Raw genomic sequence first — 14,563 nt, forward strand, 5'->3', positions numbered from 1 at the left:
TCTTATGGGAAAATTATTTATAAGCAATTGCAGCACTTGTAGGTCCTACCAAGGGAAGCAGATTTGTTGAATTGAATCCTGTCATTTTTGCCCATTTATTAAAATCAGAGAATGTATAATCGAAGCCTGTTCCTGTTTCAATCAGCATATTCAAACTCATCATCATCCCAAAAACATTTTGCTTTCTCTCATCATCAATAATGTTTTCAATGACCACAAATGCACCTCCTGCAGGAAGAGCATCATAAGCTTTTTTAATCAGGGCTATTTTGGATTGTTCATCCCAGTCGTGCAGTATGTTTCCCATGACCACAATGTCTGCAGGAGGCAGTGAGCTTGTGAAAAAATCTCCGCTTGCTGTTTTCACCCTGTCAGTCAACTGAAACTTTTGGATGGTCTCATTGGCGATAGCCTCAATGGGAGGTAAATCAAAAGTGAGACAGTTTATATGAGGGTGATGTTTTGCCACCATAATGGACAGCATTCCGGCAGAACCACCTGCATCGGTCAAGGTTTTGTGGGATGAAAAATCAAACTTTTCCGCAAATGCGATAAACGCTCCCATCTGAACACCTGTCATTCCGTGCACAAAAACTTTCAGTTTATCTGGATCTCGATAAATAGCCTCAAAAATATTCTCTCCTTTTTTTATTTCATTTTGAGGTAGTCCTGTCAAAAATCCTTCCTCAAGATTATCCCAAAATCCATACAATCTATTGTTCATCATTTCGAGAATTCCGCCCATGTAGGAAGGTTTGTTTTTGTCTAAAAACACATCCGAATCTGTGCCATTAGAATATCGGGCATTGTCAAGAATTCCCGCTCTGTTTAAAAATCCAAATCCAGTTAACGTATCCAAAAAGTCATATACGTGTCTATCCGAGCACTTTAGCCCTAATTCACTTTTTAGTTCAGGGCCAGACATGGATTTATTCTTGGCAAACTTTGTAAAGACCTCAAAGTGCACTGCTGTCAACAAAATTTTTGAAGCCCAAAAACCAGATCCAATTTTCATGATGGTTTCCGGTGAGGGGTTAACGTTTTGATTTTCCATTTATCTAAATTTTTGAGCTTACCCTGGTCAGTTTTCTGCTTCCCAGATATTTTTTAAGGTTTTTCTATAAACGAGAAATGCAAATAGTTCTACTCAGGTATATTTTCAGGAACAGGAATCCATTCATAAATCAATCACGCCTAGCCATCAATCCAAAGGTTTCCTCTACAGCAGTGTACCATTCTTCATCGCTGACAGAATTCCAATTAATCCATTCCTCATCGGTCATGGAATTGCGCCATTGAATGAATGGTAAAGCATCAGGCCCAACAGCACGCCGAAGGACCCAAGAATCTCCAGACACAAAGTCCACCGCTTGATCAGCGACCAAAGAGGCAGGGGTTGGATTCTTCAAGGAAGCGAAGAAAAGATCCGCCATTCGTTTGGAGCTTGGATAGATAGAGGCGTGTTCTTCCTCTATCTCATGGGCCATATCGGTATCAATGATACCTGGCTCGATTATTCCTACTCGGATATTGAAGGGCTTGACTTCTTGGGCTAATGCCTCACTCATTGCTTCCAGCGCAAACTTACTTGCCGAATAGCATCCTAGGGGTGAAGAAGTCAATCGACCGGAGATGGAAGAAATATTAATTATGCAGCCGCTTTTTTGTGATCTCATTGAAGGACTGATTGCTTGTAAACATCGGACTGCTCCAAAAAAATTGGTCTCCATCACTGCCTTAAAATCCGAAATAGACATTTCTTCAATAGATCCATTTAGGCCAATCCCTGCATTATTGACGAGAACATCCACTGCTCCATAGTCTTGGATAATCTGCATGATGCAGGATTTGACAGACTCGTCAGAGTTGACATCCATCGCATGAATAGAGATCGGCAAGGCTTCTTCCTGGATTTTTTGCTTTAGCTCAAAAGCAGCATCAGGATTCCTGAGGGTTGCAAAAACCTGATATCCTGCTCTTCCAAATGCTAAAGCAGTTTCAAGTCCAATTCCTCTACTGCTTCCGCTAATCAGTACCTTTTTCATTTTTTGGGTTTTAAAAATGAATGCCCCTAGTCTCTAAAAATCGGGCAGACAAAAGATTTGCATACAAGCTATTCGGATTAGCTTTAATTTGGAATCTTACTAGGACGAAAAGCTGGTTCTACTGTCCGAAGTCTAGGAATTATTTTCCGAGAGAAGCTGATACTACCAGCTATCATGGTTTTTCGGATATTTTGGAGTAGTCCTATCACATTAAAAAGGATTTTCAGCGTACAGTTTTCACCTTAGTGGTTTTGTAAAATTTCATAAATATCAACTAATGTGGTTTTTATTTTTAATGTTAGACCAACTATCTTGTAGTACTGTTCTGTTTAGAAGAATTTTTTTTAGAAGCGTTAATTATTGGTTTAGCTTTTTGGTAACGATTTTTTCAGCTTAAACAAACTGATTGATGTTTTTTTCATTTTGAATAAGATAATCCCAATTCGTGACGAAATAGCTTAGCTTATGTGAAGCATCATAATCTGCTTTTGTCAACTTATTATTCGCAATGAGTTTTGCAATGGAATATTGAAAAATATGAAATCCTTAAACTGAATTAGCAGCTCTATAATTAAACAGTAAATCTTCCTCAATGTCAACCAACAATAGATCAATATCCCTTTGCTTGTTTTTTCTTCATATAGATTGTTGAAATAAAGGGCAATCAGAATCCCAATTACAACCAACATAATTTCGCCAATAGCATACGAGATATCTTGTTATTCGATTTTGGGAGAGGAATTTTTGGCGAATTTGAAGGAAGAGGGAGATCATTTAGATAGCTTTTATTTTTTGCACATTTACTTTTCTTTGTTTGGGTCGCTTTCCTGCAAAGTATATATTTTATGGACTTAGCCTGTTTATTTCGATGTCTAAGTCACGAATCATAGATTCTACCGAGTTTTTCAGGGTTTCATAAAAGTAACTTTGATAGGATCGGGTTCTATTTTGTTGGGTTTTGATGAAGTAAAGGTATTCTTGGTCTTTTTTGAGGGATTCAAAATCTAGGGGTACCATCTTTCCTGCAAAGGATCCATCATAATTAAACCCTGATTCAAACCGACCCGGAAGAATATGTCTCATCCCATATTGTACTTCGGCCAATTCCTCTGCCTCTGCCTGGAGGAATAAATCATACTGAGAATCATACAGTGAAATTATCTTGGTACGAAGATCCGCATTGGAAATTAGATCCAATCCTTTGGATTTGAGGGTTTCGAAAGAACTGGTTGAGTGCACAAAATGCATGGGAAGCAAGGTGTAATTGAAATGCGAGCTCAGGGAATCATGGTAAGGCCCGTCATTTTCCAATACTTCGAGGATCAGGTCAAATGCGAACTGGCTTTTTCTCAAATCCTCCATATTTATGTTAATATCCTTCAGATCGGCACTCAGTTCGGTTTTGCCCCCTTTCAGTATTTCGAGTTCCGTCCTTTTTCGGGCTCTATATTCCCCATAATTCGACAGCTCAAAGGCACCATAGATACCGATGATCAGCACGAGGATTTCGAGGAAGTATTCCGGCCATTTTTCTTTTAGGGTGGAGAGGATTCTTTTCATAGGGATTTTGTTAAGAATTTGGTTGTGGTAAAAAATTATTGATTTCCTCTTTCATATCCCATTTGGACAAAATAGCGATAGAAAAAAATGTCAAAAATTTGACGCGCGTGCCGTAGGCCTGCCTGTCGATAGGCAAGCACGGTAGGGTTTCCGACATATCCCGTACCTAAAGGCACGGAGGGGGTTTGGCTAATTGTTTGTTCTACCCATATCAAGCCCCTAAAGGGGCTATTACTCCCAAAAACTACCAGTAAGATTTCACCAATGGCGTATTTGAGGTAACTGCCTATCTTATTCCCTTGAAGGAGTTTTTGGCGGATTTCAGCCTGTCCGGCAGGCAGGTTGCGGAGGAGTGAGATCATTTGTTTGAAGGCAATTATTGTTTATGTGGTAATTGTCCCGTAGGGACAAAACATGGGTAGAAAAGATTGTCAGCAATTTGGGCGGCGTGCCGTAGGTACGCGATATGTCTATTCAATTAGCTTAAAGATGTACCGTTGCTCATACTCGATTTCATGAATCCTAAGAAGCTTTTCGTATTCTTCCAGAAAAGATCTTTTTGAATGATGTATTTCCTGATCCTGAATATATTTTATGACTCTTGGTAAATGATTTTTGGAATAGGAAAAAGCCCCATAGCCAGATTGCCAGGAAAACTTGCCTTTGACAAAATTCTTTGCATTTATCCATTTGGATGAATCTTCCTTAACCATTTGCATCAAATCAGACAACGCTTGAGTAGGCCGAAAGCCAATTAGTAAGTGAACATGATCAGGCATTCCGTTGATTTGCAAAACCTTGTGATCATGGTTTTGCACTACTCCGGTGATGTATTTATAGAGCTCATCTTTCCAACTATTTTGGATCAGAGAGTTTCGATTTTGAACTGCAAAAACAGCTTGGATATGAATTTGGGTATAGGTGTTTGCCATGGTTTTAAAATTTATCCCGTACCTAAAGGCACGGAGGTTCCTTTATATTTTTGATTTTCTACCCAGATTAGGTCGCTAACGGGACTAATCAAAATAATGAATATTGCCAAAATTTCATTCTCAGTTTAAGCTATGTATTGTGGTACCCGATTCTGTCGGAGGAGCTTATGACGGATTCCTGCCTTGCCGGCAGTCAGGTTGCGGAAGAATTTTAGCATAGAAATCCTTATTTAATGATTATCGGCTTTGCGGTGTAAGCGGCACTTAGAAATTTCCAGGTTCCGTTTTCTTTCAGTAAAGTGAAATAATCCATATTGTGCGATTGGGCTTTTCCTTCCCGGTACAGAATGGCATCTGCTTTCACAAAGGCCAATTGACCCTCACTGATATGGATGGTGTAATTGGATACCGGTTCGGTATAGGGAACATGTTTATCCTTTTTACTTGCCAAATAGTCTTCAATAGTGGTGGTAAACGTGTTCCATTTTCCATCCCTAAAGCTTGATCCACCAATAGTCGCCCTTGGTAAAAACATGGGTTCAATGTCATCCAAATCCCCATTTCCAATTGCTGTTAAAAAACTTTCCACCAATTTCTTGACGGCTGTCTCGTCAGTATCTTCTGCAAGTCTTGTTTCCTCAGGTTCAAAAATGAATTTGATCGCATCGTAAAACCCCGGAAATGGCACATGTGTATAATCGGCATAGGTGACATACTTGTAGGAAATCCTTTCACCCAATCGGTTTTTGATTAATTCCGAAAAGTCAGCCAATTGCTTATGGATAACCCGATCAGGGTCATAGGGGTCGTTCAGGGAATTGGCCATAAAGATTTTCCGTCCATCGAAATCGGCTGCTTTTTGAAATGCCTTTTTGCTCAAATCCATGAAATAATCATTGCTTTCTTCAAACCACCCTGCACTGTGTCCGATATAAGCATCAAACAGTCTTGGCTTGGTAAGCAAGGCATACAGTGTAAAAAGGCCGCTCAGAGATTGACCTTTCAGGATTCGTTGTCCGTCGGTACGGTAGGTTTCTTCGATAGAAGGAATCAGTTCCTTTTCGATAAAGGATAGAAAATCTTCTGCCCTAGGTGGTCCGGGATACCCTTCAGCAATGACCGGCATCATATCTCTGTTGCGGTCAGTATTTTCAATGGCTATGATGATCATTTCCGGGGCGAGGTCTCGCCCCTGCAACCTTCTGAGATCTGAGAGGGTGTTGAAAAGCCCATAATCCGAACCATCGAGCAGGTACAAAACCGGATAGGATGATGCGGAAGTTTGATAGCTATCCGGTAGATAAATCAAGAAGGATCTATTTTCAAGAAGTATCTCTGATGGGATGCTTTTATGGACTCCGATTTGGATGGAAACATCCTGCGCAAGGATGGCACCTGACCTACTCAAACCTAACAGGATCAATAGGGAAATTAAATTTCTATAAGTCTTTTTCATTACAAGTAATGTTGCTTTTATACATATTATTAAATTTTCTATCTACCCTTTTCCAAATAGCTTGTGATGCTTAATTCAATCTGTATTTACCTCCTATCTCTTTGATCAGGTCTTCGCCTAGTAGCAGTTGCGCCTTATACTCCTGAAGCGAACGCCCCATCATCGTGCGGACAGTCACCACCTTATTGATAAATAAGTCCAAGGTATCTTGGTCCCGGATTTTGATGTACGTCTCTTTGGTAATGGGCTTATTGAATCGCAACTCACCTGTCACCTCAAAATTGATCAATGAGGCTGCAATCGGTACCAGTTCCCATTCTCCCTTTTCTACAAGTTCATCTCGGAATACTGTTTTCTTCAATTGGTTGTCGTAGGCATTCATTTTGTTGACCAGCCCTTGATCAAAATACCGGAGCGTACCCGAGGATTTCATTTGGGAATACGTGCCGTCTGTGGGAGAAAAAGGAAAAGTGGAGAAAACCGTCGTCATGCTTTTGTAAAAAGCAACCGTATCCCATGTAGCACCGGGAGAATGAAGCATGTTAAGGAAATCACCCATGTTTTGTTCTTTCTCCTCCATAAATCGGAGCCCTTCATTCAAGGCTTTTCTATCCTGTTCCAAATCTTCCAACATGGATTTCGCAAGGACTTCAGCGCTTTTGTTTTCGACGTAGGCCTCCCGCTGATTTTCTACAAAAAATCCAAGGACAACTGCCAAAAACAGCATCAGGAATTCTTTGAAATAGGATGTCCAGTTTCTCTTTTTAGAGACAATTGGCCCATTTGGATTGTGTTCTTCAAAAGTCTGATCTTGGTTTATCTGAGGTTTTTCCATGGTCAGTTCAGTTTATATTCTGAATGAATCAGGTCCAATAAGCGAGCTACATCAGATTTTAAGGATTCTGCTCGGAGGCTATTGCCTTTGGTCATTTTGGATAGGTAGTGGATCTGAAATTCTATCTCATTGATAACAGAAAAATCATCTGTGATCAATTGGGGATTGGTAGTTGGCATGATGAATTTCATTTCTGAATCCATTGTCGCATTCAGTTCGGAAGAATGAAAGAGCTTCCCTCCCATTTCCCGGAAGGTGGATTTGGTTCTGTTGTAGTTTTCATCCCATTCCTCTAATAGGCATTCTCCCAAACCAATACTTAGCAAAGAAAGCCTGAGAATCTGGTTTTTTCCTGAGCAAAGGCAAGGTGCCGGGAGAAAAAGATGAAAAATAAAAGTAGAAGGATTCTGGCTTTCATGTGTTTATAATTTGTTTTTTAAAGGCCACACCAGCCTTCCAGCAGGCAGGTGATATCTCGCATTACGGATAATCATCCCACTGTGTGACGCTTGAGTCATGCCTGCCTGCGGTAGGCAGGCTCGATTTCAGGCGATTAGATTTTTTTAATGTAAACGTGGGTTGCCTTGCCAAGATCCACATATTGAAAGGAATGGGTCAATCTGATTGAACCTGAAGGAATGATTTCAAATTCCAGTTTGTCAAAACTTCCTTCCGGGTTGTTGGGATATACAAATAGGTTATTGCCAGCGTATTCGTATCCTTCCCCAAACACCTCATTTTTCACCCAAAGAGCGTTTTTGTTTTTGAATAGTATAAGTGTTTTTTGAGGGTCATTTTCATCGATATAGGTCCCGATAAGCTTATCAATGGAGGCCGTTTCAATTGCCAAAGTTTGAGCCATTCCTACGTCAAAAATAACCTTGCTCGTTCCATTTGGATTGTCCTGAACTTCCAACACCCTCCCCTTGGCTTTTGATGCCCAAGGGTCTTTTTCAATGTTTTTGTCTCCTGAAAAATATAATTGGGTGACCAAAGGCTGATAGCCTTCTGCAGTTACCATCATGTGGAAGTGAGCAGGTCTGATCAATCCTCCTCCCGCATCATAGGGCACAGGAAGGATCGTTTCAATAGTATAATTTCCCTCAGCATCTGTTACGACAGTGCCACGATATCTGAATTCAGAGGTGGAATTATCATAAACTCCGGCTGCGTCACAATGCCAGAGTTCGATTTTTGCGTTTTGATAAGGGGTGGTACAGTCTTGATGAAGAATTTTACCGCTGAGTTCTACGTTCTTACCTTTATCACCAGGTCGTCGGAAGTTATTTCTAAGCGGACTATTTGGACGATAAAAAGGACCCAAAATATCGGAGGTAGTAGCACAATCTCCAACATACTTTTCACCATCGAATCGGATAAATCCGAAAGCACTTACCGCAGTCACGCTGAGTAAGGAGGTTTTAACAAAGTCTCTTCTTTTCATGTGTTTATAATTGTTTATCAATGGTCATTACCTGTCCCGAAAATCGGGATGGAATCTCGCTTGGAGGATAATCATCCCTCTGTGTGTCGCTTGCGTCATGCCTGCCTGCGGTAGGCAGGCTCGATTTCAGGCGATTATAATTTTCTTTCAAAGGCAATCCCTCTGAGCAGATGTCATTCACCAGTGTAGAATATCAGCTTGAAGAGAACGCTGTTGGCAAGAATTTAAATAAAACTATAATTGGTAATCAATAAGTTACCACTAAATCCGAATTTTACAAAAAAGGTAGAGAGTCATAAATTTATTGGCAGTTAACCTTTCCTGAATTCTCCTTTTATTTTAAATTTCAAATAAACCTTTAGTCTATATCGATAGCAATGAATGGAATAACTATTCAGGTAATAGGATTTTTTTTGAAGGTCTGACTTTAATTCAAACAGCCATGATTCAGCTTTTTCTAATTGAGTCCATTTTATGAAGTATTTGACTATTTCGCTCTAATATTGACTGACACAAAAGCTAGTGTGAGAATAGGCCGAAGTGACCGTGTGCAAACTACCATGTCTACTTCACCAAATGCTACAAGGAAGCCCAGCAACTAATATGGCGCAGAACTTCCTCATATGGTCGACGGTTCGGCTAGCCGGGTTACTTGCAGTGGTAATGGTTAGGGTCACCGAAGCCATTTCCTGGGTAGCAGTCATAAATGACCTCTACATTCCAGGCTCCTGAGTTGTCTCCGAAGAAGCTGTCGTTGACGTATAGGATCAATTCACCACTGCCTGTCACCTGTGTGGGTCCTGTGCCTATTAATTGGAGCTCCCCACCTCCAACGCGAGCTACCAATGAAACAATTGGAAAGCCGTTTATCGAACCCAGTTCAGGACGTCCGTTCGGTGTGGCAGGATCAGAAAGCCCGGCGAAATAGAAACCAACCTCGCCCGAAGCTGTGAGGATGACAGGAACACCTTCTTTGAGCACGAAACCGGTCATGAGTCCATCCGCCATCGTGCCAAAAAGTAAGTACTGGTCCGTGACCTGCCATCTCGCCCCGTTCTTTATAACTGAAGTAGACGCGGTCGTTTCCTCTCGGACAGCAAAGCCATTTTCGATTACTTCTTTGCTAAGGAGGATATTTTCATTGATCTCCTGGTTTGGTTGCATGTCGGTCATGCTTTCTGTTCCACAGGACGCTAGGAATAAAACGGAGAGTAATGGTATTATGGACTTTTTCATTTGTTCTGAATTTTTAGGTTATGAAATAATGGGATTGTTTGCTCATTGTAATTGTTCAAGTAATTCTGAAAAAGATATAAAAATCAGTAGTTCCAAATCGCCTACTTAGGACTAATAGCATAGATTTCTTCCCAAATAAAAAATATTTCTTTCCGGGTGGAGAGTTTACGATTCGCTTTTTCCATCGATCTGAGCACTGGAGCTTTGACAATGGTAGCTAATGAGCTCGAATTCAGCAAAGACGCTGTGGGCCTAGAGACTACGCCTACACATTTTTTTGATGGTGTGGCCATCGGTAGATCCGGGGATATTTATGTTTGGAGTGGAGGTAAGAATGTTATATACCGCATCTCGAAATATTGAGGTTCTATTCGAGTAAAAATTACTTCTAAAAAATGATTCTCAATTTTAAGCTATTGTAAGTGACCAACTCCTCCTTTTCCTTTTGGATAAGGGGGAGTTTTTTGTGAAAGGATTCACCATTTTTTTCCACCAAATTTGGTTTTTTAATCGTTCAATACATCTTGATTTTTCATTGCGGCCATGCCGCCAAGAATCACCCATTTACCATCCACTTTTTTCCAAGTATGGGTAAACTTGTAAGTCTCTTTTCTGACTACTTTGTTGTCTTTGTCTGTCCAGAAATAATCCGTGTCATAGAAGACGATCACCACACCTTCGATTGCGTTTGATGCCTTTTTGTAAAGGGTATAGCTGTATTTCAAATCTGGGTCTTTGTGCAATTCAGGTATCCAAATTGCGATCTTACTTTTGTCCGAAACTCCATCCCCAAAACTCGGATATCCTATAAAATTGGCGTGCCAAAGGGTTTTATATGAAACAGTATCACTTTTCTGAACATACTCCCAATACAATTCTTCCATGTGCCAGGCTTCATTTTCGAGCTCAGTTTTGCTGAGGGTAGTTAATAAAGTTTCGAACTTTGAATGATCTTTGCTGTTCTCTCTACAACTGCTTAAGGTGAGGGAAGCAAGTATTGCAAAGACAATAAACATTGTAAAAATTTTCATGTTGTTTCTCTTTAAAGAGTTGCAAAGACTATTCTTTTAACTTTAAAAATCTTGCAGCATTGCCATAGAATATTCCTTCTTTATCTTTTTCGGTCAGGAAGTCAAGGCTATTCAAAAAATCAATTGATTTTTCAATCGCATAAGGCCAGATCATTTGGTCAGATCCAAACATGACACGGTCCAGATAGCCTGCATGCTTAATATTTCGAAGAAAATCTGTGACATAGCGTTGGGTATTGGGTTCTACCCAAAGCAACACTGCGACATCGGTGTAGAGTTGGGGATAGTAGGCCATCAATCGAATGGCATGCTCCGGCCAATCCTCTCCTCCGGCATGCATCATATAGAGCCGGAGTTTTGGATACTTCACCAAGACATCCTCAATGAGATATGGGTCTCCCAGAGTTAGCCGTGCTTTGGGTGCCCATGAATTATTTCCCAGTGGATCACCTCCTCCCGTGTGCACTGCTACAGGAATATCATATTGTTCACAGATTTTCAGATAGGGCTGCCAAATGGAATCACTTAAAGTAGTCCCGCTGTAGTAAGGGCCTAATTCTCCAAAAATTTCAATTTCACCAGCTTTGACCATTTGCTCGAACTTGACAATATCCATCCCATGATCGTTAGGCAAAAAATTCAAAATACCCCGGATCACCCTGTTGTCTTTATCCTTTTCCTTCCAATTTTTCACACTTTCGGGATTTCCGCTGACCATGGCTTTCACAATATTGAATTGTTCAAATGCCGCAAAAGTCTCTATGCGATGTTGTTCGGCATTGACAGAACCTTTCACACCATAGTGGTCGGTGGGTGCTTCGCGTTCACCAAAGTCACTTTCCGTATAAGAATGAATGTGCATGTCAATTATTCTGGTTTGCGATTGTCCCACCAAGGGAGACAGAACAGCTAATGAGAGGAGTATTAGGATTTTTTGCATTGTGTCTAATTTCATATGATTATAATTTGTCTTTTAAAGGCCACATAGCCTGTCCCGAACTTGATTCGGGAGAATCTCGCAGGATTTATAATCATCCCTCTGTGTGACGTTCTTCGTCATGCTCGATTTCATGTGTTAATAATTTGTTTTTTAAAGGCCACCCCGATTGGTCGGGGCAGGCTATGGAATCTCGCATGGTCAATAATTATCTCTCCGTTTGACACTTGAGTCATGCCTGGCCTCAGGCAGGCTCGATTTCATTTATTCAGCCGATTGTAATTTTTGAGCACTTCCACCAACAATCCATGAGGCAATGCATAGGATTTATTTCCATTGATTCCTTCCATGGTTTCTGCTGCTATCATGGCGTTGATGATGGCTTCCTCAACTGATTGAACAGTTGCTTCTAATAGTGGATCGATCAAATCATTAGGCAGCATATCAACTTCTGAGAAATCATACCGCTGAAAAGCTTCGGGGTTTGCAGTAGAAAAAGCTATAAAAATATCCCCTGAACCATTGGTTCCAAAGCCTCCGGTTTTCCCGATTCCCAAAGGTACTCGATTTGCAATTCGCTTTAATTGATGCGGAAGCAAAGGTGCGTCTGTCGCAACGACCACAATTATGGAACCGTCTCCTTCTTTTCGATAAGATTGTGGAGGCAATTTCAATTCATTATTTAAGGTGTCCATCAACTCCCTTCCAACCGGAACTCCGGCGATGGTTAAGGAAGGTTTTCTACCAAAGTTTGCTTGTACCAAAACCCCAACCGTGTAAGTGGAATCCATAATCTTTATCATTCTTGAGGATGTCCCGGTTCCACCTTTGAAACCCAAACACATCATACCGGTACCTCCCCCCACATTTCCTTCTGCTATTTTACCCGATGCCGCATTGGTAATTGCTTCAAGCACATGCTCTTCTTTGACATGAAATCCATAGATGTCATTCAAAAATCCATCGTAAGTCTCAGCTACCACAGGATAGGTGTACCACCACTCTTCACCCTGATACCAATCGGAATCCACGTACCATTTCAAGACAGCATCCCGGACTACGCCCACGCTGTTGGTATTGGTAATCATAATCGGTGTTTCCAGGAAGCCGGATTCCGCGACCCATGTGGTCCCAGTCATTTCGCCGTTTCCATTTAAGCTGTACCAATTGCCAAATACCGGGCTGAATTTTTTGGCTTTGCCCCGAGGAAAAATGGCAGTGACCCCAGTTCTGACAGGTCCCTTGCTCACAATGTTTTCACCGCTTCCGGAGATGATTGTGCTGTAACCCACTTCTACTCCTTTTACATCTGTGATGGAATTAAATTGACCTGTAATACCATTAAATGGAATTCCTAAATCTCTTGCTCGTGGCTTTTGGGCGTAGGCAATAGATAGGTTGAGAATTAGTAGGATAAAAATAATTGACCTCCTCATTTTCATTGTTTTAATCAATTAAAAACCTTGACCTTTCAATCTAATCATTTTCAAATTCTTTCTGGTTTGTGCTTTGTCCACTCCCTTTTTTTTTTTGAAGAATGACTACCTTTAACCAAACCCAGAATAAATGTTCAAAGCCAATATCTTCCTTTTCGCCTTATCACTCCTAGCATCACTATCCTGTAAGCCTGAAAAGCAATGGGAAGCACTTTTCAATGAAAAAGACCTCACTGGCTGGGACACTTACCTCGGGCCAGAATGGGCGGCCACTTCCGACTCTACTGTTAAAAAGTCTGATATTCCCACCGGCCTGAACATCGATCCGCAAAGTGTATTCAGTGTGGTGGAAGTGGATGGAAGGCCCGCTATCCGCATTTCCGGTGAGCAATGGGGTGGCTTGTCAACTATGCAGGATTACAGCAATTACCACCTCAGCCTTCAATTTAAATGGGGCGAAGCGAAACACAAACCGCGAGACAAAAATAAAAGGGATAGCGGAATACTCTATCATGCTGGAGGGCCGCATGGGGCAGACGGTGGTTTTTGGATGCGCTCACAGGAGTTACAAGTCCAAGAAGGTGATTGTGGCGATTATTGGGGGGTGGCTGGAGGCATCATGGATATAGAGGCAAAGAAGATAGATGAGTTCTATGTCTATGATCCTGAATCTGAAAAATTGACGTTCAGTGATTCGAGCCCTATAGGAAGGCGATGTGTAAAATACCCCGATACAGAAAACCCGACGGGTGAATGGAACACCCTAGAACTTTTTTGCTACGGCGATACAGCTGTGCACCTGGTGAACAGCAAAGTGGTGATGGTACTCTACAACTCTCGATACATGTCTGAAACAGGCGAGTTGCCACTGAAAAGTGGTAAAATCCAAATACAATCCGAAGGAGCTGAGATTTTCTACAGGGACATCAAAGTCAAAAAGATATTCGAGTTGCCATTTGATCTTTAAAATATTGAGATTCAGTAGTTAAAACCCGACTTTAATTATTCCAATTTATCCATGGGTGGATTTGTCAATAAGATCTTTTGGGTATCATGAAGGATGGAAGGATCTAATGGTTCGGTGGTTCTTTTATACTCAGCTTCAAAATCTTTTCCCCAATAATCGAAGGCGTCTTCAATGATTTTCCAATAACTGAGTTCGATGGAATTATGGGTGTAATCATTATTTGGCTCTAGCTCAAAATCAGAATGTGCCTGGTAGGCGAAAACCGGACCTCCCTCAATGGTATATCCTTGGATTAAATCTGTGACTTCAAACCGCTCATAACCCAACTCCCACGCATCATAATTGGGTTGCACAATATACAATACCCCATTGATGACCGTATTCGGGTCTTCGCGGATGTTGAGGCAATGCAGGTATTTGGGATATACCGTATCTCTTTCTATCAAAATATAATCCTTGGTAAAAGTACTATCCACATTGTTTAGCGGAAGGTCCGTTGGCCATGCAAATGTCCATGACCGCTTGTAACCCTTAAGGTGGGCAGGTAAAAATGGGCCATCATAGGCCTTATCCAATAGTCCCGTTTCGATCAGGGTCTTGGACATCAATGAACCATAGCCAAACATGGCCACGTGGCCTTCGGGGATTTTAAATATTTTTACTTTCTCCTGACAACTTCCCATC

16 protein-coding genes are annotated in these 14,563 nt (G+C 41.2%); 2 read left to right on the forward strand and 14 right to left on the reverse strand.

Going from position 1 to position 14,563, the window contains the following annotated elements:
• Positions 1–13 precede the first annotated feature (13 nt).
• The 10 genes from SYJ56_RS02615 to SYJ56_RS02660 form a co-directional block, all read right to left on the reverse strand.
• On the reverse strand, positions 14–1,054 hold the full coding sequence (locus tag SYJ56_RS02615; protein ID WP_323832076.1) for a methyltransferase: 1,041 nt from the start codon (positions 1,052–1,054) through the stop codon (positions 14–16).
• A 130-nt stretch (positions 1,055–1,184) separates the two neighbouring features.
• Positions 1,185–2,045 (reverse strand): SDR family oxidoreductase, encoded by an 861-nt coding sequence (locus SYJ56_RS02620; RefSeq protein WP_323832077.1) that lies wholly within the window; start codon positions 2,043–2,045, stop codon positions 1,185–1,187.
• An 843-nt stretch (positions 2,046–2,888) separates the two neighbouring features.
• A complete protein-coding gene (locus SYJ56_RS02625) occupies positions 2,889–3,605 on the reverse strand; it encodes a hypothetical protein (RefSeq protein WP_323832078.1) in 717 nt (238 codons plus the stop codon).
• 35 nt (positions 3,606–3,640) lie between these two features.
• Positions 3,641–3,967, reverse strand: coding sequence for a hypothetical protein (locus SYJ56_RS02630; protein ID WP_323832079.1), 327 nt, complete (start codon positions 3,965–3,967; stop codon positions 3,641–3,643).
• A 108-nt stretch (positions 3,968–4,075) separates the two neighbouring features.
• Positions 4,076–4,537, reverse strand: a complete 462-nt coding sequence (tnpA, locus tag SYJ56_RS02635) for an IS200/IS605 family transposase (RefSeq protein WP_323832080.1) — start codon at positions 4,535–4,537, stop codon at positions 4,076–4,078.
• A 226-nt stretch (positions 4,538–4,763) separates the two neighbouring features.
• Positions 4,764–5,993: an alpha/beta hydrolase-fold protein gene (locus SYJ56_RS02640; protein WP_323832081.1), complete on the reverse strand. Its 1,230-nt coding sequence runs from the start codon at positions 5,991–5,993 to the stop codon at positions 4,764–4,766.
• Positions 5,994–6,063: 70 nt separating this feature from the next.
• Positions 6,064–6,828 (reverse strand): hypothetical protein, encoded by a 765-nt coding sequence (locus SYJ56_RS02645; protein ID WP_323832082.1) that lies wholly within the window; start codon positions 6,826–6,828, stop codon positions 6,064–6,066.
• Between the two features lie 2 nt (positions 6,829–6,830).
• Positions 6,831–7,154 (reverse strand): hypothetical protein, encoded by a 324-nt coding sequence (locus SYJ56_RS02650; protein ID WP_323832083.1) that lies wholly within the window; start codon positions 7,152–7,154, stop codon positions 6,831–6,833.
• 227 nt (positions 7,155–7,381) lie between these two features.
• A complete protein-coding gene (locus SYJ56_RS02655) occupies positions 7,382–8,272 on the reverse strand; it encodes a dioxygenase family protein (protein ID WP_323832084.1) in 891 nt (296 codons plus the stop codon).
• A gap of 648 nt (positions 8,273–8,920) precedes the next feature.
• The gene (locus tag SYJ56_RS02660) at positions 8,921–9,508 is read right to left on the reverse strand and encodes a hypothetical protein (RefSeq protein ID WP_323832085.1); all 588 of its coding nucleotides are present in this window, start codon (positions 9,506–9,508) and stop codon (positions 8,921–8,923) included.
• Between the two features lie 156 nt (positions 9,509–9,664).
• Here SYJ56_RS02660 and SYJ56_RS02665 point away from each other — a divergent pair, with 156 nt between their 5' ends.
• Positions 9,665–9,871, forward strand: a complete 207-nt coding sequence (locus SYJ56_RS02665) for a hypothetical protein (RefSeq protein ID WP_323832086.1) — start codon at positions 9,665–9,667, stop codon at positions 9,869–9,871.
• A gap of 143 nt (positions 9,872–10,014) precedes the next feature.
• Here the strand turns inward: SYJ56_RS02665 and SYJ56_RS02670 are convergent, their stop codons facing one another.
• The 3 genes from SYJ56_RS02670 to SYJ56_RS02680 form a co-directional block, all read right to left on the reverse strand.
• Complete coding sequence (locus tag SYJ56_RS02670; protein ID WP_323832087.1) at positions 10,015–10,539, reverse strand: nuclear transport factor 2 family protein; 525 nt, start codon at positions 10,537–10,539, stop codon at positions 10,015–10,017.
• A gap of 28 nt (positions 10,540–10,567) precedes the next feature.
• Positions 10,568–11,494, reverse strand: a complete 927-nt coding sequence (locus SYJ56_RS02675; RefSeq protein WP_323832088.1) for an amidohydrolase family protein — start codon at positions 11,492–11,494, stop codon at positions 10,568–10,570.
• A 242-nt stretch (positions 11,495–11,736) separates the two neighbouring features.
• Positions 11,737–12,912, reverse strand: a complete 1,176-nt coding sequence (locus tag SYJ56_RS02680; protein ID WP_323832089.1) for a DmpA family aminopeptidase — start codon at positions 12,910–12,912, stop codon at positions 11,737–11,739.
• Positions 12,913–13,042: 130 nt separating this feature from the next.
• Between SYJ56_RS02680 and SYJ56_RS02685 the strand changes: the two genes are divergently transcribed.
• Positions 13,043–13,879 (forward strand): 3-keto-disaccharide hydrolase, encoded by an 837-nt coding sequence (locus SYJ56_RS02685; RefSeq protein ID WP_323832090.1) that lies wholly within the window; start codon positions 13,043–13,045, stop codon positions 13,877–13,879.
• Positions 13,880–13,914: 35 nt separating this feature from the next.
• On the opposite strand, the gene SYJ56_RS02690 is transcribed toward SYJ56_RS02685, so the two are convergent.
• On the reverse strand, positions 13,915–14,562 hold the full coding sequence (locus SYJ56_RS02690; RefSeq protein WP_323832091.1) for a hypothetical protein: 648 nt from the start codon (positions 14,560–14,562) through the stop codon (positions 13,915–13,917).
• Position 14,563 lies beyond the last annotated feature (1 nt).

The organism is Algoriphagus aurantiacus (assembly GCF_035156405.1).
In the GTDB taxonomy this organism is placed as follows: domain Bacteria; phylum Bacteroidota; class Bacteroidia; order Cytophagales; family Cyclobacteriaceae; genus Algoriphagus; species Algoriphagus aurantiacus.